This window comes from Mesorhizobium sp. M1307 (genome assembly GCF_040318155.1).
Taxonomy (GTDB): Bacteria; Pseudomonadota; Alphaproteobacteria; order Rhizobiales; family Rhizobiaceae; genus Mesorhizobium.
Map to the genome: position 1 here is coordinate 129,868 of NZ_JAMYLR010000012.1, position 21,742 is coordinate 151,609.

23 protein-coding genes are annotated in these 21,742 nt (G+C 63.5%); 7 read left to right on the forward strand and 16 right to left on the reverse strand.

Features of this window, described 5'->3' with window-relative positions; genetic code table 11:
• The first annotated feature begins 137 nt into the window (after nucleotides 1–137).
• The 3 genes from NKH16_RS16750 (at nucleotide 138) to NKH16_RS16760 (ending at nucleotide 3,283) form a co-directional block, all read left to right on the forward strand.
• Nucleotides 138–2,462 carry a PAS domain-containing sensor histidine kinase gene (locus NKH16_RS16750; RefSeq protein ID WP_352874413.1) on the forward strand — a complete coding sequence of 775 codons (2,325 nt, stop codon included), beginning with the start codon at nucleotides 138–140 and terminating at the stop codon, nucleotides 2,460–2,462.
• Nucleotides 2,463–2,588: 126 nt separating this feature from the next.
• Nucleotides 2,589–2,849 carry a type II toxin-antitoxin system prevent-host-death family antitoxin gene (locus NKH16_RS16755; protein WP_352454340.1) on the forward strand — a complete coding sequence of 87 codons (261 nt, stop codon included), beginning with the start codon at nucleotides 2,589–2,591 and terminating at the stop codon, nucleotides 2,847–2,849.
• Nucleotides 2,846–3,283: a hypothetical protein gene (locus tag NKH16_RS16760; RefSeq protein WP_352900490.1), complete on the forward strand. Its 438-nt coding sequence runs from the start codon at nucleotides 2,846–2,848 to the stop codon at nucleotides 3,281–3,283. Before NKH16_RS16755 ends, NKH16_RS16760 begins: the two co-directional genes overlap by 4 nt.
• A 110-nt stretch (nucleotides 3,284–3,393) precedes the next feature.
• Here NKH16_RS16760 and NKH16_RS16765 read toward each other — a convergent pair whose 3' ends face one another.
• From NKH16_RS16765 to NKH16_RS16830, 14 genes are all read right to left on the reverse strand, one after another.
• Nucleotides 3,394–3,873: an EF-hand domain-containing protein gene (locus NKH16_RS16765; protein ID WP_352679799.1), complete on the reverse strand. Its 480-nt coding sequence runs from the start codon at nucleotides 3,871–3,873 to the stop codon at nucleotides 3,394–3,396.
• A 145-nt stretch (nucleotides 3,874–4,018) separates the two neighbouring features.
• Entirely contained in the window at nucleotides 4,019–6,985 is a 2,967-nt protein-coding gene (locus NKH16_RS16770) for a bifunctional [glutamine synthetase] adenylyltransferase/[glutamine synthetase]-adenylyl-L-tyrosine phosphorylase (RefSeq protein ID WP_352900493.1), read from the reverse strand.
• Nucleotides 6,985–8,454 carry a sensor histidine kinase gene (locus NKH16_RS16775; RefSeq protein ID WP_352900496.1) on the reverse strand — a complete coding sequence of 490 codons (1,470 nt, stop codon included), beginning with the start codon at nucleotides 8,452–8,454 and terminating at the stop codon, nucleotides 6,985–6,987. Before NKH16_RS16775 ends, NKH16_RS16770 begins: the two co-directional genes overlap by 1 nt.
• A 6-nt stretch (nucleotides 8,455–8,460) precedes the next feature.
• Complete coding sequence (locus NKH16_RS16780; protein WP_352454335.1) at nucleotides 8,461–9,135, reverse strand: response regulator transcription factor; 675 nt, start codon at nucleotides 9,133–9,135, stop codon at nucleotides 8,461–8,463.
• 300 nt (nucleotides 9,136–9,435) lie between these two features.
• A complete protein-coding gene (locus tag NKH16_RS16785; protein WP_352900499.1) occupies nucleotides 9,436–10,989 on the reverse strand; it encodes a Do family serine endopeptidase in 1,554 nt (517 codons plus the stop codon).
• A gap of 116 nt (nucleotides 10,990–11,105) precedes the next feature.
• On the reverse strand, nucleotides 11,106–11,570 hold the full coding sequence (locus tag NKH16_RS16790) for a cytochrome c-type biogenesis protein (RefSeq protein WP_084641257.1): 465 nt from the start codon (nucleotides 11,568–11,570) through the stop codon (nucleotides 11,106–11,108).
• Nucleotides 11,567–13,555, reverse strand: a complete 1,989-nt coding sequence (locus NKH16_RS16795; protein ID WP_352449040.1) for a heme lyase CcmF/NrfE family subunit — start codon at nucleotides 13,553–13,555, stop codon at nucleotides 11,567–11,569. The genes NKH16_RS16790 and NKH16_RS16795 overlap by 4 nt, the downstream gene beginning before the upstream one ends.
• A gap of 14 nt (nucleotides 13,556–13,569) precedes the next feature.
• On the reverse strand, nucleotides 13,570–14,013 hold the full coding sequence (gene ccmE / locus NKH16_RS16800; protein WP_023677821.1) for a cytochrome c maturation protein CcmE: 444 nt from the start codon (nucleotides 14,011–14,013) through the stop codon (nucleotides 13,570–13,572).
• Nucleotides 14,014–14,016: 3 nt separating this feature from the next.
• Nucleotides 14,017–15,153: a c-type cytochrome biogenesis protein CcmI gene (gene ccmI, locus NKH16_RS16805; protein WP_352900502.1), complete on the reverse strand. Its 1,137-nt coding sequence runs from the start codon at nucleotides 15,151–15,153 to the stop codon at nucleotides 14,017–14,019.
• Between the two features lie 222 nt (nucleotides 15,154–15,375).
• Nucleotides 15,376–15,810 carry an RT0821/Lpp0805 family surface protein gene (locus tag NKH16_RS16810; RefSeq protein ID WP_352449042.1) on the reverse strand — a complete coding sequence of 145 codons (435 nt, stop codon included), beginning with the start codon at nucleotides 15,808–15,810 and terminating at the stop codon, nucleotides 15,376–15,378.
• Between the two features lie 121 nt (nucleotides 15,811–15,931).
• Entirely contained in the window at nucleotides 15,932–17,359 is a 1,428-nt protein-coding gene (locus NKH16_RS16815) for an ATP-binding protein (protein ID WP_352900516.1), read from the reverse strand.
• 10 nt (nucleotides 17,360–17,369) lie between these two features.
• Nucleotides 17,370–18,035 carry a response regulator transcription factor gene (locus NKH16_RS16820; RefSeq protein ID WP_023718390.1) on the reverse strand — a complete coding sequence of 222 codons (666 nt, stop codon included), beginning with the start codon at nucleotides 18,033–18,035 and terminating at the stop codon, nucleotides 17,370–17,372.
• A 65-nt stretch (nucleotides 18,036–18,100) separates the two neighbouring features.
• The gene (locus tag NKH16_RS16825; RefSeq protein WP_352900505.1) at nucleotides 18,101–18,400 is read right to left on the reverse strand and encodes a hypothetical protein; all 300 of its coding nucleotides are present in this window, start codon (nucleotides 18,398–18,400) and stop codon (nucleotides 18,101–18,103) included.
• A 374-nt stretch (nucleotides 18,401–18,774) separates the two neighbouring features.
• A complete protein-coding gene (locus tag NKH16_RS16830; RefSeq protein WP_023677827.1) occupies nucleotides 18,775–19,185 on the reverse strand; it encodes a DUF3168 domain-containing protein in 411 nt (136 codons plus the stop codon).
• 229 nt (nucleotides 19,186–19,414) lie between these two features.
• On the opposite strand from NKH16_RS16830, the gene NKH16_RS16835 reads away from it, so the two are divergent.
• Nucleotides 19,415–19,660 (forward strand): hypothetical protein, encoded by a 246-nt coding sequence (locus tag NKH16_RS16835; protein ID WP_352743224.1) that lies wholly within the window; start codon nucleotides 19,415–19,417, stop codon nucleotides 19,658–19,660.
• Nucleotides 19,661–19,724: 64 nt separating this feature from the next.
• Nucleotides 19,725–19,916: a hypothetical protein gene (locus NKH16_RS16840; protein ID WP_352454327.1), complete on the forward strand. Its 192-nt coding sequence runs from the start codon at nucleotides 19,725–19,727 to the stop codon at nucleotides 19,914–19,916.
• A 30-nt stretch (nucleotides 19,917–19,946) separates the two neighbouring features.
• Here the strand turns inward: NKH16_RS16840 and NKH16_RS16845 are convergent, their stop codons facing one another.
• Complete coding sequence (locus tag NKH16_RS16845; protein WP_352454326.1) at nucleotides 19,947–20,213, reverse strand: DUF1488 family protein; 267 nt, start codon at nucleotides 20,211–20,213, stop codon at nucleotides 19,947–19,949.
• Nucleotides 20,210–20,482 carry a hypothetical protein gene (locus NKH16_RS16850; RefSeq protein WP_352454325.1) on the reverse strand — a complete coding sequence of 91 codons (273 nt, stop codon included), beginning with the start codon at nucleotides 20,480–20,482 and terminating at the stop codon, nucleotides 20,210–20,212. The genes NKH16_RS16845 and NKH16_RS16850 overlap by 4 nt, the downstream gene beginning before the upstream one ends.
• Before the next feature lie 245 nt (nucleotides 20,483–20,727).
• On the opposite strand from NKH16_RS16850, the gene NKH16_RS16855 reads away from it, so the two are divergent.
• Together NKH16_RS16855 and NKH16_RS16860 are read left to right on the forward strand one after the other, a co-directional pair.
• A complete protein-coding gene (locus NKH16_RS16855) occupies nucleotides 20,728–21,066 on the forward strand; it encodes a co-chaperone GroES (RefSeq protein WP_352454324.1) in 339 nt (112 codons plus the stop codon).
• Nucleotides 21,067–21,165: 99 nt separating this feature from the next.
• Nucleotides 21,166–21,742 (forward strand): TCP-1/cpn60 chaperonin family protein (locus NKH16_RS16860; RefSeq protein ID WP_352900511.1); only part of this gene is annotated, 577 nt, incomplete at its 3' end.

Genomic DNA, 21,742 nt, shown 5'->3' on the forward strand with positions numbered 1-21,742 from the left:
CGTTATTTTAGTCGATTTTTAATCTTTTTTCGCCGCGCCTCTGGACAAGGCGAATCACCTTTGATTCTTTAGTGACGATTCGGAAGTGCGGCGTTGCCGGATCGTCAAGCGGGACAGAAAATCGGGGAGTGCCATTTATGGCGAAGGCGGACGCGTGGGGCGCGCCCGGTGGGACGGCTTTTGGGCGGCGCGAGGCGCGAAGCGACGGTCTCGCGGGCAATACGCGGCTCATCGCCGAACCTGCCTACCGACGGCTGTTGGCAGCCGAGCCGCTGTTGCGGCGATCGATACCGGCCCTCATCATCATGTTTCTGTTGATCATCGCAGTACTGCGCTTTCTGTCACTGATGAACGAGCGCGACGAGATCGAGCGCGACGCCAAGGCGATCCTTGCGCTGGCCGCCGGCCAACTGGCCAGTTCGATCGCCGACGCGACCATGGCTTCCGCGCCAGGTGCGATCCAGGACCTGCTGGAGAGCACCGGTCGTCAGGGCGCGATGGGCCGAAGCCACGTACTGGCGATCACCGACAGCGCCTTCAAGATCATTGCCGTATCGCCGCAGTCGATGCACTGGGAGGGCCGGTCGCTCGATGGTGTCGTGCAGGGCGGGCAGCCGCTGTTCATGTTCGGCGACCGCGCCGGGGTAATGGAGGTCAACATCGGCGGACAGGACTGGTACGCGGCAGTGAGCCTGGCGAATGGCCGAAGGGGTGCCGCGGCAGCGTTCGTGCCGCAGGAGGCAGTTTTTGACGCCTGGCGCAAGACGGTCTCACTCAACGTCACGCTGTTCGTGCTGACGGCCGGCGTGCTGATCATCATCCTCTACGCCTATTTCGGCCAGGCGGCGCGCGCCCAGGCCGCCGATCGCATCTATCTCGAAGCCCACCAGCGCATCGACATGGCGCTGGTGCGCGGCCGCTGCGGCCTGTGGGATTGGGACATGGTGCGCGGCAAGATGTACTGGTCGCGCTCGATGTACGACATGCTGGGCTACGAGCCTTGTGACACGATGCTGTCGTTCGGCGAAGTCGATGAAATCATTCATCCCGAGGACGGCGATTTGTTCGAACTCGCCAACAGGATCGTCGCACGCGAGATCGACCATATCGACCAGGTGTTCCGGATGCGCCATGCCGACGGGCAATGGGTTTGGATGCGCGCAAGAGCACACGTTATCGACCCGGAAGCGCCGGAGATCCAGCTGATCGGCATCGCCGTCGACGTCACCGAGCAGCGGCATCTGGCGCTGCGCTCCGAAGCGGCGGACCTGCGCCTGAGGACGGCCATCGAAAACATCAACGAATCTTTCGTGCTGTGGGATTCGTCCGAGCGCCTGATCATGTGCAATTCCAAATACCAGCAGGACAACGGCCTGTTGGATCGCGACGTGATGCCGGGCGCTCCGCGCGCCGTTCTGGAGGAACGCATGCTGGCCTTCGCCTCGGAGCGGCGGCTTGCCAACACCAACGGACCGCAAGGAGGCGTGACCTTCGAGCGCCAGCTTGCCGACGGCCGCTGGCTGCAGGTGAATGAGTTGCGGACAAGGGACGGCGGTACCGTCTCCGTCGGCTCCGACATCACCCAGATCAAGCTGCACCAGGAGAAGCTGGTCGACAGCGAGCGCCGGCTGATGGCGACAATCCATGACCTCAGCCTTGCCCGCCGCGCGGAAGAAGAACGGGCGCGTGAGCTCGTCGAACTCAATCGCAAATACATGAAGGAAACCGAGCGCGCCGAAGCGGCAAACCGGGCCAAATCCGAATTCTTGGCCAACATGTCGCACGAGTTGCGCACCCCGCTCAACGCGATCATCGGCTTCTCGGAACTGATGGAACGGCGGCTGTTCGGGCCGCTGGGTTCGCCGCGCTACGAAGAGTATGCCACCGACATTAACGGCAGCGGCAAATATCTTCTCGGTGTGATCAATGACATCCTCGACATGTCGAAGATCGAGGCCGGCCAGTTCGCCCTGGATCAGGAAGAAATCGATCTCTGCCCGCTCATCAGGGAGACGGTGCGCGTCGTTTCTCTGCAGGCGGCGGAAAAGTCGATTACCGTCGAAACCCGAATCGCCGATTCGCTGACGCTGTTCGCCGACCGCAGGGCGATCAAGCAGATCCTCATCAACCTTCTGTCCAATGCGGTGAAGTTCACCGGGCAAGGCGGCCACATCTCGGTCAGAGCCCGCAGCATTTCCAGCGCGCTGATCCTGACGATCGAGGACAATGGCTGCGGCATCCCGAAGGCGGCGCTGAGCAAGCTCGGGCGCCCATTCGAACAGGTGCAAAACCAGTTCTCCAAGAGCCATGCCGGCTCCGGCCTCGGCCTCGCCATCTCGCGCTCGCTGGCCGAGCTTCAGGGTGGCGCGTTGAAGATCCGCTCGACCGAAAGCGTCGGCACGATCGTCTCGGTACGCATTCCGATCAAGAAAGCCGCGCAGGCGGTCAGGGCGGCTGCCTGAATGATTTCGTGATCAGGCCCAGCATGATCAGTCGAACATGCGCTTGCGCGCCGCCCTGCAACGCGAGAACTTTCCCTTGATAAATCTGTCTATATTATCTATTTTAGATAAACAGGAGGGCTTGTGATGCGAGTGACTTCAACGGAATTCCAGCAGAATGTCGGACGCTTTCAGGATGCCGCCCAGCGCACGCCGGTTGCAATCACAAAGAATGGGCGGACCCATACAGTACTCCTGTCAGCGGCTATGTTCGAGGTTTTGGTCAGAGGACGGGTCGCCCGCCCGGTCGAGGAATTGGACGACGAGACGCTGAACGCCATCGGCGAAAGCGCCGTCCCGACCCAATACGCCGGACTTGATGCAATGCTCAAAGACTGGACACCGTGAGCCTCCCAAAACCTGTCCCCGGTCTGGTGATTTCCTATCCCTATCTCTGGGCGAGAGAAAACAAAAAAGGCGCGGAGGAAGGCCGCAAGAGCCGGGCCTGCGCAATTGTCGCCGCCCGTCGCATCGTGGAGGGGCGTGAAGTTGTAACGGTGGTTCCGATTACCCACTCAGCTCCGGCTGATCATGCGGATGCAATAGAAATACCTGCGCCACTCAAAACCCACCTCGGTCTCGACGATATGCCGTCGTGGATCATCGTGACCGAGATCAATGAATTCCTTTGGCCGGGTCCCGATTTGAGGCCCATTCCAGGGACGAAGCCGTCCCGCTTTGATTACGGCATGCTGCCGCCGCGCTTCTATGCCCATCTGCGCGACCGGATTTTGCAGGTCCACACAAGCCGCGCCCTGCACCGGACTCGCCGAACAGAGTAGCTGAATGCGGTGGAAACACCGTCCGTTCGCAGTTGGGCCGATCTGGTGATTCAGGCGTCGACGCGCACATAAGTCTCCGGCGGCTCGCACCGCCGGAGCGTTATCAATTCTCACTGCATGCCGTCACTGCCATCATTGCCCTCGCCGTCCCATTGGCGGTGACCGCCGGGACCCTTCGGCAGTTCGTTCTTCTCGATTTTCCCGTCATTGTCACGGTCGAGCATGGCGAAGACCTTCTTCTGGCGGGTTGTGATGTCATCGGCGGTCAGCGTGCCGTCGCCCTTGGTGTCGTAACGGGCGATGATGCGCCTGGCCATCTGCTCGAAGCGTGCTTTCTCCAGCGCGTCGGCGAGCTGTGCCACGGTCAGCTTGCCGCCATTGTCGGCGACCATCTTCTTCAGCCGCGCGTTCATGGCGTCGGAGAACTGGTCGAAGGTGATGGTGCCGTCATTGTCCTTTATGACCTTGCCGAGGCGCATCATCATGCCGTCGCGCGGCCCGGCCCCGGAGTGCTCGTCTGCATAGGCAGCGGTGCCGACGGCGCCGGCCAGGGCTGCGAAAACGAGTGCAAGTCTGGTTGTCTTTCTCATGGTCTTCTCCTGTTGCATCGTCACCCCCGATGCTAGAGCGGCGGACCTTCAATCCCCCGCTCTATCTCTTTGATTGAACATCGGAACCTCCCAAAGCAGGTCGCAATTTTGGGCCCGATGCTCTCGCCCGTACGGCTGGTTGCCGTCACGGTTGTTTCGCACGAAGCAGAAGGTCGAAATCCTTTCTGACCTTCTGCGACGTCTCCCCGACATGCGCTTCAAGCACCCCGAAATCCGGCAGGTCGGTGACGGCCAGAAGCAGATCCGAAAGCCCTGGCGGAACGTCGTCGCGTTCGAACGCGCCGGTGAGGCAAAGCCGTATCATCTGGGTCAGCGCCAGATAGAGCGAATAGGCATCCACCAGTTCCTGCCTGACCTGGGCGCTGGCGAAATCCGGCGCTAGGCGCGACAGGACCTCAGCCGTGCCGGTGGCCCTGCGGCCGGCTTCGATCTTTCCGGTGATCAGCGCAATCTGGGCAATGAATTCGAGATCGATGAGGCCGCCCGGGATCAGCTTGATGTCCCAGGGATCGCGCGGCGGCTTCTCCTTGTCGACCATGGCGCGCATCTCGGATGCCTCGGCCATCACCTTGGCTGGATCGCGCGGCAGAGCGAGCACTGCGGCAACCTCTCCCTCGACCTCGCGGCAGAGCTTGGCATCGCCGCCGATCGTGCGGGCGCGCGCCAGCGCCATGTGCTCCCATGTCCAGGCGTCCTGGCGCTGATACTTCTTGAAGGCGTCGACATGGGTGGCCACCGGCCCCTTGTTGCCGGACGGCCGCAGGCGAAGGTCGAGCTCGTAGAGCACGCCCTCGGCGGTCGGCGCGGAAACAGCGGCGATCAGCCGCTGTGTCAGCCGGCTGTAGTAATGCGAGGGGGCAAGCGGCTTGTCGCCGTCGGACTCCTCCGCATCGGCGTCGTGATCGTAGAGCAGGATGAGGTCGACGTCGGAGCCCGCCGTCAGTTCGCGGCTGCCGAGCTTGCCCATGCCGAGCAGCGCGACCCGGCCGCCGGCAATATAGCCATGACGCAAAGCGAATTCCGCCATCACCGCCTGCAATGCCGCCTCGATGGTCAGGTCGGCGAGATCGGAAAAAGCGCGGCCGGCGCGCGGCGGGTCGATCGACCCGGCAAGCAGCCTGACGCCGATCAGGAATTTTTGCTCCGAAGCAAAGATGCGCAGCCGGTCGAGCACGTCTTCATAGGCTCTGTCGCCCTCGAGGAAGGCGGCAAGGCGCGCCGACAGATAGGCGCGGTTTGGCAGTTCGCTCAGCAGCGCCGGATCGAGCAGCCCATCGAAGACATGCGGCCGGCGCGTGATGATGGCGGCCAGCCGCGGTGCCGCGCCCATGATAGTCGCCATCAGCTTCAGCAAAGCCGGATTCGACTGCAGCAGCGAAAACAGCTGGATGCCGGCAGGCAGGCCGGCAAGGAATTCGTCGAAGCGGATCACTGCCTCGTCCGCCCGCCGCGTCTGGCCGAAGGCTTGCAGCAGCGCCGGCGTCAGTTCGGTCAGCCGCTCGCGCGCTTCCGCCGACCTGGTGACGCGGTAGCGGCCGAAGTGCCAGCCGCGGATAACCCGGCAGATGTCGCTCGGCCGCTGGAAGCCGAGCCGCTGCAAGGTCTGCAAGGTATCGGGATCGTCGACGTCGCCGGTAAAGACCAGATTGCCGATGCCGGCCGAAAGCTCCGGCGCGGTTTCGAACAGCGCTGCATAGTGGCGCTCGACCTGGTGCAGCGCCGCGCGGAACGTTTCGGCAAAGCCTGCCGCATCGGCAAAGCCCAGCATGCGGGCGACGCGCTCCAGCCCCTCTTCGTCCTCCGGCAGGATATGCGTCTGCTGGTCGGCAACCATCTGGATGGCATGTTCGACGCGGCGCAGGAACCAGTATTGCCTGGTGAGCGCATCGCGCGCGTCGGCGGTGATCCAGCCGCGCGCGGCGAGCTCGCCGAGCATCGGCACGGTCTCGCGGCCGCGCAGTTCGGGAAAGCGGCCGCCGGCGATGAGTTGCTGGGTCTGGACGAAGAACTCGATCTCGCGGATGCCGCCGCGGCCGAGCTTGACGTTGTGGCCTTTGACCGCGACCTCGCCATGGCCCTTGTGGGCGTGGATCTGGCGCTTGATCGAATGGACGTCGGCAATCGCCGCGTAGTCCATGTATTTGCGCCAGATATAGGGCTGCAGTTCCTTCAGGAACACGGCGCCGGCAGCAACATCGCCGGCCACCGGGCGCGCCTTGATCATGGCGGCGCGCTCCCAGTTCTGGCCGCGCGCCTCATAGTAGCGCAGCGCCGCCTCGACCGGGATCGCCAGCGGCGTCGAGCCGGGGTCGGGACGAAGCCTGAGATCGGTGCGGAAGACATAACCATGCTCGGTGCGGTCCTGGAGAATGCGGACCAGCCGGCGGGTCAGGCGCGAAAACAGCTCGGTTGCATCGAGCGGATCGACGACAGCTGGCGCATCGGGGTCGAAGAAGACGACGAGGTCGATGTCGGAGGAAAAGTTCAACTCATGCGCGCCGAGCTTGCCCATGCCGAGCAGGATCCAGCCCGAGCGTCGCGCCGGATTTTTGGCATCCGGCAATCGGAGCTTGCCTTGCTCATGCGCGTCGCGGAGCAGGAAATCGACAGCCGCACGCGTGCAGGCGTCGGCAAGGTCGCTCAGTCGCCGCACCGTCAGCGAGGTCTCGGCTTCGCCGGCGAGATCGGCCAAGGCGATCAGGAAATGCGCCTCCGCCTTGCATTGGCGCAGCTCCATCATCAGGCTGCTTTCGGAGACGGCCTCTACGCGTGCCGCCTTGTCGACCGCGGCGCCGATCGATGACAGCCGCGCCTCGACGCTCCCGTCGAAAAGCGCATCGAGTATCCGCGGCCGGCGGCGCGCGGTATCGCGCAGGAACGGCGACAGGTCGAACACGGCGGCGAGGAAATCCTGGACGACCCCCTTGCCTGCCAAGAATTTCGCTAGTCGCGGCAGTTCTTTTTGCCGCGCGGCGTCGGCGATCTCCGACAACCCCTGCCTGGCGCGGCTTGCATCCAGCGGAACGAGCTTTATCGCCGGCTTCAACAGCCAGTCCGTTTCGAGGCGTCGCACTGCCATCCTCGCCACCATCAGCGATCCTCCCGCCCGGGAAAACTCATGACGACGGACAATCCGGGATTGCCGGGCAGAAGCTCAAGCCGTCCATTGTGGAACGTCACGATCGCCTTGGCGAGGCTCAAGCCAAGGCCGGAACCCGGTTGCGAGCGGCTCTTTTCCAGCCGCACGAAACGCTCGGTCACCCTGGCGCGGTCGACATCGTCGGGAATGCCCTGGCCGTTGTCGGAGACGGCGAGTCTGATCTCGCTACCGACACGCTCCAGCGTCACGCGAACCGTAGGCCTGGAGGTCGAGTCGGTCGAATATTTGATCGCGTTGTCGACGATGTTGGACAGCGCCTGGCCAATCAGCTCGCGATTGCCGTTGACGGCGAAGGAACCTTGCACCGAAGTTTCGAGCGTCACGCCCGCCTCCTCCGCTACCGGCTCGTAGAGTTCGACGACGTCGTGCACGGCAGCGGCCAGATCAACCCTGGTGGTGCTTTCCGAGGAATAGCCGGCTTCCAGTCGCGAGATCATCAGGATGGCGTTGAAGGTCTTTATCAGCTGATCGGATTCGGCGATCGTTCCTTCCAGCGCCTGCCGGTAGTCGCTGGTGTTGTGCTTGCCGGAAAGCGTCGCCTCGGCGCGATTGCGCAGCCTGGTCAGCGGCGTCTTCAGGTCGTGGGCGATGTTGTCGGAGACCTGCTTCAGGCCCTCGTTCAGCGTGGCGATCCTGGCCAGCATGGAATTGAGGTTTTCCGACAGCCGGTCGAACTCGTCGCCGGCGCCGGTGACCGGCAGCCGGCCGGAAAGATCGCCGCCCATGATACGGCGGCTCGCCTCCGACACGCTGTCGATGCGCTTCAGCGCCGCGCGCCCGACGAAGAACCAGATCAGCAGCCCGCCGACGCCCATCATGCCGAGCGCCAGCATCAAGGCGCGGCGAATGAGGGCGCGGAAGCGCTCCGGCTCGCCGAGGTCGCGGCCGACCAGCATGATCATCTGGTTGGGCAGGCGCAGCACCAGGGCAATGGCGTTGTGGCCTTTCTCGCCTTCGGCCTGGACTTCGCTCTGGGCGGGCTCGTTCGGGTCGGAGACCGGGTTGCGCTGCCGCTCGAGCTCGCCCTCGCCGAAGCGGCGGTATGAGAACGGTTCGGTGGTCCAGCCCTCGGCCTCGATCACCCCCGGCTCCAGGCTCTGCACGTTGCCGGTCAGGATCTGGCCGTTGGCATCGGCGATCAGATAGAGATTGGCGCCGGGCTGGCGGGAGCGCTGCTCGACGACACGGACCAGCAGCGGCAAGCCGCCGCGCTGATAGGCGCGGGCGAGGCCGAGCACCTCGTCGTTGATCGTGTCCTGGGTCTGGCCGGTCAGCATGCGCGCCGACAGCGAGGTCATGTAGAACACGAGCAGCACCGCGCAGATGGCGAACAGCAGGAGGTAGAGCGCCGAAAGCCGCGCTGCCGTCGTCTTCATGATGGCCGGCACGGAAAGAGTCATGGGGTTCTAGCCGCTTTTCAGCATGTAGCCGGCGCCGCGAACCGTGTGCAGGATCGGCTTGTCGAAGCCCTTCTCGATCTTGCCCCGCAGCCGCGAGATATGAACGTCGATGACGTTGGTCTGCGGATCGAAATGGTAGTCCCAGACATTCTCGAGCAGCATGGTGCGCGTCACCACCTGGCCGGCATGGCGCATCAGATATTCGAGCAGGCGGAACTCGCGCGGCTGCAGCGTTATCTCGCGCCCGGCGCGGCGCACCGAGTGCGACAGCCGGTCGAGTTCGAGATCACCCACCCGGTAGACGGTTTCGGCTTCCCTGGCGCTAGCGCGGCGGTTCAGCACCTCGACGCGGGCGAGCAGTTCGGAAAAGGCGTAGGGTTTGGTCAGATAGTCGTCGCCGCCGGCGCGCAGACCGGTGACCCGGTCGTCGACTTCGCCGAGCGCCGACAGGATCAACACGGGCGTCGTATTGCCTCTGGACCTGAGCCCGGCAATGACCGACAGGCCGTCGCGGCGCGGCATCATGCGGTCAATGACCATGACGTCATAGTCGCCGGAATCGGCGAGCGCGAAGCCGGTTTCGCCGTCGCCGGCGACATGGGCGGTATGGCCGGCCTCGGCGAACGCCTTCTGCAGGTAGTCGGCTGCCTCGCGATCGTCTTCTATGACGAGAATCTTCATAGAACCGTTATACGCGATTTCGCTGGAAGATTGAGTGGCCGGCATATGCATCGTGGCCTTCTCCATGGCGTATCGCGAACAAAGTGATTCAGGGATACGCGGTAAGTCTTTGTTTTAGCATGTCGTAGCCTAAAACTGCTTCACGCCTTGAGCGGCATGTTCGAGCGGCAGCGGGCGATGGGAAGCCCGCTGCCGCTGGGGCGGAACACGATGACTGACTAGCGTATTCAGGCCCTTGCTTTCCCGTGCGGCGGCTCGGGGGTGTTGAAAACCGCCGCACCGGAAAAGTCGAACCGGTCGTCAGCCCTTGGCGACAGGCAGTGCGACGAAGCGGTTGCTGTCGTCGCGGGTGATCTGCATCAGCACCGCCTTGCGGCCGGACTTCACCGCGTCGGCCATCGCCTTGTCGACGTCGCCGGTGCCGTTCACTTCCGCCGAATTGACGGAGGTGATGACGTCGCCGGGCTGGATGCCGCGATCGGCGGCATCGCTGTCGGGGTCGACATCGGTCACCACAAGGCCCTTGCCATCGTCAGACTTGGTGACGGTCAGGCCGAGATCGGCGAGCGTGTCGGTCTTCGGCGCGGGGGCAGGCTGCTGGTCGGCCGAGGCCTGCTTGTCGCTCGACGGCAGCTTGCCGAGATCGACCTTAACCGCCTCGCTCTTGCCGTTGCGCCACACCGAGACATCGACAGATTTGCCGGGCGGGTAAGCACCGATCAGACGGGCGAGTTCCTTCGGCGAAGCAACGTCCTTGCCGTCCACCTGGGTGATCACGTCACCGGCGGTGATGCCGGCCTTCTTGCCGGGACCGTTGTCCTGCGCGCTGGCAACGAGCGCGCCCTTGCCGGACCCAAGGCCAAGCGACTCGGCGATTTCGGGCGTGACCGGCTGGATTTCGACGCCGAGCCAGCCGCGCTGGACTGTACCGTTCTTCATCAGATCCTGCACGACCTGCTTGGCGGTCGAAGCGGGAATGTCGAAGGCAATGCCGACGCTGCCGCCCGAGGGCGAGAAGATCGCGGTGTTGATGCCGACGACCTGGCCGTTGAGGTTGAAGGTCGGGCCGCCCGAATTGCCGCGATTCACCGAGGCGTCGATCTGGATGAAGTCGTCATAGGGGCCGGCGCCGATATCGCGGCCGCGGGCCGAAACGATGCCTGCGGTAACCGTGCCGCCGAGGCCGAACGGATTGCCGACAGCCACCACCCAGTCGCCGACGCGAACCTTGGAATCATCGGCGAAGTCCACATAGGTGAACTTGCTGCCGTCATCGACCTTGAGCACGGCAAGATCGGTGCGCGGATCGGTGCCGATCAGCTTGGCGTCGAGTTCCTTGCCGTCATTGGTCACCACGGTGAAGGCGGTGCCCTCCTCGACGACATGGTTGTTGGTGACGAGATAGCCGTCATCGGAGATGAAGAAACCGGACCCTTGCGCCACCGGCCGCGGCTGGTCGTTGTTGCGGTCACGGTGTCCAAAACGGCGCATTCCGTTCGGGCCCTGATCGCCGCCTTGATCGCCAAAGCCGCGGAATTCGCGGAAGAACCGGCGCAGCTGCGGGTTGTCGGGAAGATTGCCTAAGCCGTCCTCGTCCATCTGGCCGGAACCGTCATCGGCCGTCGACTGGATCTTGGCCTTGACGCGCACGCTGACGACCGCCGGCGAAACGCGATCGACCACATCGGCGAAGCTCGGGACCTGCGGTGCCTCGACACGCACGGCGTCGGCCAGCACCGGGGCTGTCCCGGTGGCAACAGCACCAAAGCCGATCGCGCCGGCAATGGCCAGGGATGCGGCTGCGGCCAGAAGGCGTTTGCGGGTGCGTAGATATGAATTGGGGGCAACATTCATGGTTCTCGTATCCTCTTTTCAAGGGACGCCCCTTGATTGGCATCCTCGACAAAGGAAATAGAGGGCCGCACATTACGGCGCCATTTCCGGTACATGAAACTTTCGTAATGTATCGATCAATCGCGGCGGAGCATCTTGTCCAGCGCCGCCTGTTCCTCGGCAGTTAATGCAGCGGTCACCGTCGAACGGCGCGAACGGGCGGCCAGCAGGATGAATGTCCCGCCAACGAGCAGCAGAAGAACTGGCGTCCCCCAGAGCAAAACATTGCGCAGATTGAAGCGTGGCTTCAGCAGCACGAATTCGCCGTAGCGCGAAACGACATAGTCCATCACCTGCCGGTCGGTATCGCCGGCGACCAGGCGCTGGCGCACAAGGATGCGCAGGTCGCGGGCGAGGTCGGCATCGGACTCGTCGATCGACTGGTTCTGGCAGACCATGCAGCGCAGGCCTTCCGACAAAGCGCGCGCCCTCGCCTCGAGTGCCGGGTCGGCGAGCACCTCGTCGGGCTTGACCGCCTGCGCGGCGCCGGCGAACAACAGCGCCAGCAGCAGGACCAGCGAGGCCAGCGTGACCCTTTTCATTGCGGGCTCGCCGATGGCACGCCGGCCGCAGCCTTGCGGCGCGACGGTGCGCCGACGCGCAGGCGGCGGTCGAGCAGCGACATCGCCGCGCCCGCCATCATCACCAGTCCGCCGCCCCAGATCAGCGTCACCAGCGGCTTCCACCACAGACGAACGACCACAGAGCCATCGCTGCCCTCGTCGCCAAGCGAAAGATAGAGCTGGCTGAAGCCGATCGTCCTGATGCCGGATTCGGTTGTGGTCATCTGGCGCACCGGATATGAGCGCTTGGCCGAGGTGATCTCGCCTGCGACGCTGCCGTCGGCGCCTAGCAGGGCGAAGCGGCCGCGATCCTCACTGTAGTTAGGCCCCTGGGCCGGATAGAGCCCCTCGAAGCGCAGCTTGTGGCCGGACAGTTCGACGGTCTCGCCGGCATGCATCGCCAAGATTTTTTCGGTGCCGAAGCAAAGCGTGCCGACAATGCCGAGCGTTGTCAGCCCGAGGCCGAGATGCGCAAGCGCTGTGCCGAAGACCGAGCGCGGCAGGCCGGCGAAGCGCCTGAGCATGGTGGCGGGCACGACGGTGCCGAAGCCGGATTTGACGGCGAGATCGGTGAGCGCGCCGCAGATCAGCCAGAAGGCAAGGCCGACACCGAGTGCCGCCAACACCGAAGCGCCATCGATGAACAGGGCCGTCACCAGCACGGCGAGCAGCGCCGCCGCGAAAGCCGCCATCAGGCGCTGGGCGACGGCGAAAATGTCGCCGCGCTTCCAGGCGAGGAGCGGCCCGAACGGCACGACGACCAGCAACGGCACCATCAGCGGGCCGAATGTCAGGTTGAAGAACGGCGCGCCGACCGAAATCTTGTCGGCAGACAGGGCTTCGACGACGAGCGGGTAGAGCGTGCCGACCAGCACGGTGGCGGTGGCGGTGGTCAGGAACAGATTGTTCAGGACCAGCGCGCCTTCGCGCGAGATCGGGTGAAACAGGCCGCCGGCCGTCAGCCGGGAGGCGCGCAAGGCAAACAGCGCCAGCGAGCCGCCGATGAACAGCGTCAGGATGCAGAGGATGAACACGCCACGCGTCGGATCGGTGGCGAATGCGTGCACCGAGGTCAGCACGCCGGAACGCACCAGGAAGGTGCCGAGCAGCGACAGTGAGAAGGTCAGGATCGCCAGAAGCAGCGTCCAGATCTTCAGCGCCGAGCGCTTTTCCATGACGATCGCCGAATGCAGCAGCGCCGTGCCCGCCAGCCACGGCATGAAGGATGCGTTCTCGACCGGATCCCAGAACCAGAAGCCGCCCCAGCCGAGCTCGTAATAAGCCCAGTAGGAGCCCATGGCGATGCCGCCGGTGAGGAACATCCAGGCAACCAATGTCCACGGCCTTACCCAGCGCGCCCACGAAGCGTCAATGCGGCCCTCGATGAGGGCAGCGACAGAGAAGGAAAAGCAGATCGAGAAACCGACATAGCCGAGATAAAGCAGCGGCGGATGGATGGCGAGGCCGAGGTCCTGCAGGATCGGGTTGAGATCGCGGCCCTCGATAGGCGCCGGATTGAGCCTGACGAACGGGTTCGACGTCGTCAGGATGAACAGGAAGAAAGTGGCGCCGATCGCTCCCTGCACGGCAAGCACATTGGCCCGGAGCGTCGCCGGAAGATTGCCGCCGAAGACGGCGACGAGCGCGCCGAAGAAGGTCAGGATCAGCACCCAGAGCAGCATCGAACCTTCGTGATTGCCCCAGGTTCCGGTGATCTTGTAGATCAGCGGCTGCAGCGAATGCGAGTTCTCCCAGACGCTCTCAACCGAGAAGTCGGAGCCGGCGTAGGCGGTTGTCAGCGCCACGAAAGACAGCGCCGTCAAGGCAAAGCCGGTCAGCGCGGCCGGTGCGCCGACGGCCATCATCTTGTGGTTGCCGGTGCGCGCACCGAACAGCGGCACCATCGTCTGCACCAGGGCCAGCGCAAACGCCAGGATCAGGGCGAAATGTCCGGTTTCAACCATTGTCACCGCACCCGCTAGTCACTCTTGCTCTCCTGCCATACGCCCTTGGCCTTGAGGCCGTCGGCCACTTCCTTGGGCATATAGGTCTCGTCATGCTTGGCCAGCACGCTGTCGGCGACAAAGATTCCGTCAGGGCCAAACGAGCCTTCGGTGATCACGCCCTGTCCTTCCCGGAAGAGGTCGGGAAGAATGCCGGTATAGGTGACCTTGACGTCCTTCTGGTTGTCGGTCACCGAAAAGGCGACGGTGGCGCCTTGGCTACGCTCGACCGTGCCTTTTTCGACTAGACCGCCGAGCCTGATGCGCTGGCCCGGCTGAAGGCTGGCGGTGGCCAGATCGGCCGGCATGTAGAAATAGGAGGCCTTCTGGCCAAGCGCATAGAAGGTCAGCCCCGTGGCAACACCGAGAAACCCCAGCCCCGCTGCGATCACCGACAGTCGTTTCTGCTTGCGCGTCATCGTCTACTCCGTCGCCGTCACGCCAAGCGAGGCGGCAAAGGCGGTGAATTTCCTGGCCTGGTCGCTGTCCGCGCCAAAGACGGCGATACCGCGATTGAGCGCATCACGCGCCTGATCTGTCTTGCCCAGCACGGCATAGGAACGAACGAGCTGCATCCACCCTTCCTCGTCGCGCGGATTTTGCCGAAGCCTTTCGTCGAGGCCGGCAACCATGGTGCTGATCATGGCTTGCCGGTCCTGCGGCGACATCGAGGAGGCAGCATCGATATCCTCGGCGGTCGGCCCTTTCGCGGGCGCCTCCGAAGCGACGCTGCGGGCGGCGGATTCGGCCAGCGCCTGCTCGACGGCGCCGCGCCACCGCGAGCCCTGCGGCAAGGCGGCAAGCATCTTTTGCCAGGTCGCCGTGGCTTCAGCTATGCGGCCTTCCTGTGCCATGCCCATGGCGAGATAGAACGAGGCCTTCGGATCGGCCGGATCGAGCTTCAACGCCGCCTCGAAAGCCGCCTGCGCTTCGGCGGAGACAATGCCGCCGGCCGCATTGGCGATCGCCTCGCCAAGACCCGCCTGGCGGGCGGCGCTGTCGCCGTCGAGGCGGATGGCGTTGCGATAGGCGGTCACCGCATCGGCGTATCGCTGCATGCGCAGATAGACCGGCGCCAGCACGTCCCAGCCGCGGCCATCGGATGGGTTGGCCGCCAGGTGCGCCTCGGCGCGGGCTATCAGCTCGTCGACCGAGCTGTCGGCGGGGTTCTTGGCCAGGCGTTCGCTGAGCGGCTGCGACGGCAGGTCGGGTGAGCCGAGCTGGCCATAGAGGCCCCAGCTGACCAGCGGAACCAGCAGCACGGCCGCGGTCGCCACCAGCCTTGTCGACCGCGACGGCTGCGTCGCCGTGTCGTCGGCGTGGCCGGCATTGCTCAGGCGAAGGATGCGGCGGGCGATTTCGGCGCGTGCCTCTTCGGCCTCCATTGGCTGGATCAGGCCACGCGCCATATCGCGGTCAAGCTCGGCCAGCTGGTCGCGATAGACTTCAAGATCGTGATCGCCGGCAGCGGACGCGTTCTTCGATCCGCCGGCCAAGGGCAGCAGCACCGCCAGGCTTGCGCCCAGCGTAAGGATTGCGGCTATGACCCAGAACAGCATGGCTCTTCCAATAGAACGAGACCCTTGCCCTGCCAACACAAGCGTGCTGCGACGCTTTGGCGGGGCCGCTCCGATCGATAATGCATGTCGCGCAAAAATGTGCAGCGGTTTTGCGATAACGACCATGCATCAAAACAAGAACCTAAAGCGCGTCGCATGAGGCCGGTCGAACGCGACGCGCTTTAGTGCCGGACCGGAATCGGCGGATCGACGGCCGGCCAGCTACGTCAGCGGCGTCCAGCTGCCGTCGGCATTGCGGCAGGCGGTTCCGCGCGCGGTGGCGCCGGCGGTGCCGGTAAACACCGTATGGGTGTATTGCCGGCAGTCCTGCGAGCCGACGCGATAGGGCTGGGCGGCGACCACTTCGCCGCGATGGGCCGAACCGTCGCTCTTCCAAGCCACTTTCTGGCCGCTCGCCGTGTATTCAAGCGCCTTGTATTCCGCCTCGAGCGCGCTGCGCTTCTCGGTCTCGCTCAGGCCGGCGCCGATAGAGCCGCCGACGAGGCCGCCGCCCATGGCGGAGATGATCGTCGTCGCCACCTTGGCGCCGCTGGGGGGCGTCGCGGCCGGCGTCACCGTAACGGCCGGGCCCTTGCCGAGCGTTGTGCAGCCGGAGACGGCGAGCAGGGCGGAAACGAGCGCGACGCGAATCTTCATGCCAATACCGGCTTTCTTGAGCTGGACCGCCGCGCTGTCAGCAGCTGGCGCGGCCATAATGTCGATGTTTGTCGGAAATTTGGCCGCAGCCGGCCACCTGGAAAAGCAATCTGGAAAAGCATTACTGAAGGCTCCGCAATCGAACCATCGCCTTCAATCCACCCATGACGGATCGTTCCAGCGCCAGAGAGCCTCCATACTCGTTGACAAGGTCGGCGACAATGGCAAGTCCGAGCCCGCTGCCCGGTTTTGTCTCGTCGAGACGCCGGCCGCGCTGCAACACCTCGCGCGCCTTGTCGTCGGGAATGCCGGGGCCGTCATCCTCGATGCTGATCTCGAACAGGCTGGCTGCGCCTTCCGTGCCAGCGCCACCCTTGCTGGAGATTGGCTTGACCGAAACGGCGACCGCGCTCCTTGCCCATTTCATCGCATTGTCGAGCAGATTGCCAAGCAGCTCCTCCAGGTCCTCGCGTTCGCCGGCAAAGACGATGTCGGTGGCCGGCAGTGAGAGCGACAGCGCCGTCTGCGGGTTGAGCTTCTGCAGCACCCGAACCATGCGCTGGACCAGCGGCGCCACCGGCGTACGGTAGACGAGGCTGTCGCGCTGCGCGGCGACGCGGGCACGTTGCAGATAATGGTCCACTTGCTTTTGCATGGAAGCGGCCTGCTCGGCGATCAGCTGGCCCTTGGCGCCACCCAGCGCCCGTCCCTCGTTGAGCAGCACGGCAAGCGGCGTCTTCAGCGAGTGAGCCAGGTTGCCGACCTGCGTGCGCGACCGCTCGACGATACGCCTGTTGTTCTCGATCAGCGCATTGGTCTCGTTGGCGAGCGGCTCGATCTCGGCCGGGAAACGGCCGTCTAGGCGCTGCGCGGTTCCTTCGCGCACCATGGCAAGCGCATTCCTGACCCGGCGCAGCGGCTGCAGGCCGAGCAGGATGGCAATCGCATTGATGGCGATCATGCCGACGCCGAACAGCGACAGATAGGTCAAAAGGCGCCGCTGGAAGGTGGCGATTTCCTGCTCGAGCTCGGTCTGGTTGCCCATGACGCGGAAGCGCGCGGCGCGGTTTTTCGCATCGAGCACGAACTCGCTCTCGAACACCTCCAACTGCTCGCCTTCGATGCCGTCCGCTGAATAGCTGCGCTGGAAGCTGGCATTGAAGGGCACCTCGGCAACGCTTGGCGACGGGATCGCCTTGGTCATCGACGACGAATGGAGATCGCCGTGCACGCCTTCCGAGGCAGGCTCGACCGACCAGTACCAGCCGGAATTCGGTTCCGAGAACCTCAAATCACCAAGGTCGGGGGCGCCGGTCAATTGGCCGCTTTCAGAAACGCCGACCGAGCCGATCAGGTTGAACAGATGCGCCGAAAGCAGGCTGTCGAAACCGCGCTCGCTGGCCTGGCGATAGAGCGTGGTGATCAAGGTGAAGATGACGACCAGAGTGAGGATCGCCCAGACCGTGGAAAAGGCGATGACGCGAAACGCCACCGAACGCGGCCATGACGGCAGCGACGGCGTGTTCGAGACGGCGGGTTTTGTAGGCAGCGGTTCCGCGTTACGCCTCCGGCTTACGCATGCGGTAGCCCATGCCGCGAACAGTTTCGATCATGTCGATGCCCATCTTCTTGCGAAGCCGTCCGACAAAGACCTCGATCGTGTTGGAATCGCGGTCGAAATCCTGGTCGTAGAGATGCTCGACAAGCTCGGTCCGGGACACCACCTCGCCCATGTGGTGCATCAAATAGGCAAGCAAGCGGAATTCGTGCGAGGTCAGCTTCAGCGGCACGCCGTCGACGTCGGCCTTGGAGGCCTTGGTGTCGAGGCGGAGCGGCCCGCAGGTCAGTTCGGACGAAGCGTGCCCGGCAGCACGCCGGATCAAGGCCCGCACCCTGGCCAGGATTTCCTCGATGTGGAAGGGTTTGGTGACGTAGTCGTCGGCGCCGGCGTCGATGCCGGCAACCTTGTCGCTCCAGCGGTCGCGTGCCGTCAGGATCAGCACCGGCATCTTGCGGCCGCCGCGCCGCCAGCGTTCGACCACGCTGATGCCGTCCATCTGCGGCAGGCCGATATCGAGCACCACGGCATCGTAGGGCTCGGTGTCACCGAGAAAGTGCCCTTCCTCGCCGTCGAAAGCGCGGTCGACGACATAGCCGGCATCGACCAGCGCGTCGCCGATCTGCCGGTTGAGATCCTTGTCATCTTCGACGACGAGTACGCGCATGCGGAGAGGCCTGTTGAAGCTGGTCAGATATAGGCCGATTCCGGCAGACTGGGAAACGGCACGGTTCAGTTCAGCGGAACGACGATCTCCGAGCGACGCGGACGCTGCCCGTCCTTGCCCGGAACGAGCACGACGATGACGCAGACCGGCTGGCCGCCGCGTGTCGACTGCGAGGCCTTGGCCAGGGTGCCGCCATTCTGCTCGGCCACCTGCTGGCCGATCGCGTAGCAGTCGGACGCGGCGAGGACGACCGGCTGAGTCCACTCGGGCACGACAGCGGGGATCGCCATCGCTTGCGACGCAAGCAGACCGGCGGCTGACAGCGCCAGTGCCGCGGTCCGGAAGTGGGGGCGAAGGATGTTCATGGTCAGCGTTCTAACGCGCCGGTGCTGAACGTGATATGAACGGTGAACGCTCGAATGCATGCCCGCCACACCCCTGAAGCGCGAGATTACCGGATTGCCATTTCGCCGCCCGGCTCCGCGAAATCGCCAATGTTTAACCTAGCCCTCCAATCCTTCGCCGACAACCGGCGTCATCTGGCGGGCAGGACCATTTGGGGGGACGAAGCATCCGGCCCAAGGCAACCGATGGCAGTTCAGGCGAACCGAACCTGAAACAAAAAAACCCGCCTCTGCAGCGGGTCGCTGGCGCCATCAGCACCATACGGAAATTAATAGCATAGCTGCCGGCACAAAGCAAGAACAAAATTGCCCGATTTGCAAAAAGTGCCCGGTGGTCAGCCCTCGTCCTTGATCACGGCGCGGAAGCGCAGCAGCCCGTGATGGGCCGAAAGGTCCTCGTCGTAGCGGGCTTCGGCGAATTCGAGCTTGAGGTAGGCGCGGCGATGTTCGCCGAGCGAGAGAGCCGTATCGCGCAGGCGGGTGCTAACAAGGTCCATGATGTCATTGGTTTCCTTGCTGGCCTCTGATTTCGACCAGACATGCAACGTCAGCAACTGTTCTGCGTCGTTCTCCATCCCCGTTGCCCAATCGTAGACGCTGGTGCGGCCGAAGGTCATGTGGGGGAACGCAACATTTTCCGGCGCATGGTCGAATAATCTTGCATCGCCCAGTGCCGCCGACAGGTGGGGATCGCCGTTCACTGCCTCAAATATGGCCCTCTGCAATTCGACGGCCGGCGCGGTCATCGTCTTTCCCTTCGCCCGTCGCCTCGACCTCCCGGCTGCGTAGCTGCGTTGCATGAAGGCATCCCGGCAAAGCGCGAATCAGCGCGTCTCATGCGGATTATGAACCTTCATGATCTCGGCAATAAGCCCTGCTCCTGCAACCCGCGACGTTTCGCATCACGGACGCCCTTTAGGGTGATGCCAACCCGCGAATTCATTTGGCATGCATGGAGTTTGAAAGAACGGTGCTATGAAGATGTCTGGTTTCCAAACATTCGAGGTCGGTTTCTGCGCGAGCCATCGCTGCTGCGGAAAGCTTGGGGTCAAGGCGCCGCCGGTCGCGATTGCGGCGCCGACTATGTCGATGACCATCAAGAGCTTGGTCAGCCGCACTCGGGAGATGCTCTCGGCGCACGGTAGCCTGGCCTTGAAACTGTCCGTCGTTTTGTGGACGGAGCTTGTCCTAGCGGCAGTATTCTTAATCGCCCAGGCCTGACCGAGATCGCCCAGGCCTGATCGAGCGACATTCATCGATCGGGCGGAAACCAAAGGACGCCAGGATGGCAAACCGCTACGCACTGCGCATGGAGCATCCCCACAGCGGGACCGTCTTCGACGTCTTCACCGGCCAGCCGGTCGAGCTCAAGCATCAGCTCATGGTCGGCATGAATACGCGCGATGCAGACGCGATGGTCGACCGGCTGAACAGTCGCGACGTCAAGCGGCGAGCCAAGGCGGATCGCAAGTCCTGAGCAACCGTCCTGTGAGCGATCTCGAAGGATCTAGCGAAAATCGGCTGCAGTCAGCACGTAGATGCTCCTGCGGGTACGGGCGTAGGCATTCCTGGCGACGTCATGAATTGAGCTGGAAGCCGTGTCGAAGGCCGCCAGATAGGTAGCTTCTGAAGCCGCCGTTCCCGGCTGCATCTTGGAAATGGCATCGGTTGCGACAGAGAAGGAAATCTGGAACATGCCGTCATGGCCAACGAAGCGAATGCGTTTGCTTGCCTCGTCGTAACTGCGGCTGGGGTTGGGAAATGTCAGGCTCATGATTTGGCCTCCGTCGATGCAGATACGGCCTTCTTGACTGTCCGCGACGCCCGCTTCTTCTTTGGTGCGACCGGATTCAGAGCTTCCGCCGCGCGGTCCGCCTCTTCCTTGGCCAGTCGCAATTCCCTCAGCCTTGCCGTTTTGATGCTCCTCGCCTTGGCCTCCGAGAGATATTCGGCAGTTGCTTTGTTCCGCTCCGCCGTCTTCTTCTGATTTTCCATGAAGCGAGCCTGAGCTTTTTCCATGATGTTCTGATTGCCTTCGGCCATCGGTAAAATCTCCCTTGAAGCGAAAGTCATGAATGTGAACTTCATCGTAAAATAGGTGTTCAAAGACAGAACTTCAATTTCATTAATATTCCGCAAGACCCGAACACCAGGGCATGACCAGGCAAGATAATACGTTCAATATTTTATATGCCCTATGAATATTTTTTTGGCACTCCTATCAATCGAGTGCCAAGGCGCCTATAGAGAGGGGGCGGCCGCCTAAGCCGGCCCCAGAAAGAGTCCCCATGAAATTCCGGCCACTCCACGATCGCGTCGTCATTCGGCGCGCCGAAAGCGACACCAAATCCAAGGGCGGCATCATCATCCCCGACAATGCCAAGGAAAAACCGCAGGAAGGCGAAGTGATCGCTGTCGGGTCGGGCGCGCGGGACGAAAGCGGCGCGCTGATCCCGCTCGACGTCAAGGCCGGCGACCTCATTCTGTTCGGCAAATGGTCCGGCACCGAGGTCAAGATAGACGGCGAGGACCTTCTGATCATGAAGGAGGCCGACATCATGGGCATCATCGAAAAAAGCGAGATGGGCATCATCGACAAGACCGTGGCTGCCAAGAAGGCCGCCTGATTGGAAGGCCGCGCGCCCTCCCGCGCGCGCAAAGGACGCTCCGAGCTTTGATTCAGGCGCTGCAAGCGTCTTGCCACGACAACCGAACTGGAAAAGATCATGTCTGCCAAGGAAATCAAATTCTCCACCGACGCGCGTGACCGCATGCTGCGCGGCGTCGAAATCCTCAACAACGCCGTCAAGGTGACGCTCGGCCCCAAGGGCCGCAACGTCATCATCGACAAGGCCTACGGCGCGCCGCGCATCACCAAGGACGGGGTGGCGGTGGCAAAGGAAATCGAGCTTTCCGACAAGTTCGAAAACATGGGTGCACAGATGGTGCGCGAAGTGGCCTCGAAAACCAACGACCTCGCCGGCGACGGCACCACCACCGCCACGGTGCTTGCCGCTTCCATCCTGCGCGAAGGTGCCAAATTCGTTGCCGCGGGCATGAACCCGATGGATCTCAAGCGCGGCATCGATCTTGCTGTCAGCGCCGTCGTCCAGGAAATCCAGGCGCGCGCCAAGAAGGTCAAGTCCTCAGGCGAGATCGCGCAGGTCGGCACCATTGCCGCCAATGGCGACACCAGCGTCGGCGCCATGATCGCCAAGGCGATGGACAAGGTCGGCAATGACGGCGTCATCACCGTCGAGGAGGCCAAGACCGCCGAAACCGAACTAGACGTCGTCGAAGGCA

Coding starts and splice junctions, on each gene's coding strand:
- NKH16_RS16750 (WP_352874413.1), top strand. CDS start 138: ATGGCGAAGGCGGACGCGTGGGGCGCGCCCGGTGGGACGGCTTTTGGG.
- NKH16_RS16755 (WP_352454340.1), top strand. CDS start 2,589: ATGCGAGTGACTTCAACGGAATTCCAGCAGAATGTCGGACGCTTTCAG.
- NKH16_RS16765 (WP_352679799.1), bottom strand. CDS start 3,873: ATGAGAAAGACAACCAGACTTGCACTCGTTTTCGCAGCCCTGGCCGGC.
- NKH16_RS16770 (WP_352900493.1), bottom strand. CDS start 6,985: ATGGTGGCGAGGATGGCAGTGCGACGCCTCGAAACGGACTGGCTGTTG.
- NKH16_RS16775 (WP_352900496.1), bottom strand. CDS start 8,454: ATGACTCTTTCCGTGCCGGCCATCATGAAGACGACGGCAGCGCGGCTT.
- NKH16_RS16780 (WP_352454335.1), bottom strand. CDS start 9,135: ATGAAGATTCTCGTCATAGAAGACGATCGCGAGGCAGCCGACTACCTG.
- NKH16_RS16785 (WP_352900499.1), bottom strand. CDS start 10,989: ATGAATGTTGCCCCCAATTCATATCTACGCACCCGCAAACGCCTTCTG.
- NKH16_RS16790 (WP_084641257.1), bottom strand. CDS start 11,570: ATGAAAAGGGTCACGCTGGCCTCGCTGGTCCTGCTGCTGGCGCTGTTG.
- NKH16_RS16795 (WP_352449040.1), bottom strand. CDS start 13,555: ATGGTTGAAACCGGACATTTCGCCCTGATCCTGGCGTTTGCGCTGGCC.
- ccmE (WP_023677821.1), bottom strand. CDS start 14,013: ATGACGCGCAAGCAGAAACGACTGTCGGTGATCGCAGCGGGGCTGGGG.
- ccmI (WP_352900502.1), bottom strand. CDS start 15,153: ATGCTGTTCTGGGTCATAGCCGCAATCCTTACGCTGGGCGCAAGCCTG.
- NKH16_RS16810 (WP_352449042.1), bottom strand. CDS start 15,810: ATGAAGATTCGCGTCGCGCTCGTTTCCGCCCTGCTCGCCGTCTCCGGC.
- NKH16_RS16820 (WP_023718390.1), bottom strand. CDS start 18,035: ATGCGCGTACTCGTCGTCGAAGATGACAAGGATCTCAACCGGCAGATC.
- NKH16_RS16825 (WP_352900505.1), bottom strand. CDS start 18,400: ATGAACATCCTTCGCCCCCACTTCCGGACCGCGGCACTGGCGCTGTCA.
- NKH16_RS16830 (WP_023677827.1), bottom strand. CDS start 19,185: ATGACCGCGCCGGCCGTCGAATTGCAGAGGGCCATATTTGAGGCAGTG.
- NKH16_RS16835 (WP_352743224.1), top strand. CDS start 19,415: ATGAAGATGTCTGGTTTCCAAACATTCGAGGTCGGTTTCTGCGCGAGC.
- NKH16_RS16840 (WP_352454327.1), top strand. CDS start 19,725: ATGGCAAACCGCTACGCACTGCGCATGGAGCATCCCCACAGCGGGACC.
- NKH16_RS16845 (WP_352454326.1), bottom strand. CDS start 20,213: ATGAGCCTGACATTTCCCAACCCCAGCCGCAGTTACGACGAGGCAAGC.
- NKH16_RS16850 (WP_352454325.1), bottom strand. CDS start 20,482: ATGGCCGAAGGCAATCAGAACATCATGGAAAAAGCTCAGGCTCGCTTC.
- NKH16_RS16855 (WP_352454324.1), top strand. CDS start 20,728: ATGAAATTCCGGCCACTCCACGATCGCGTCGTCATTCGGCGCGCCGAA.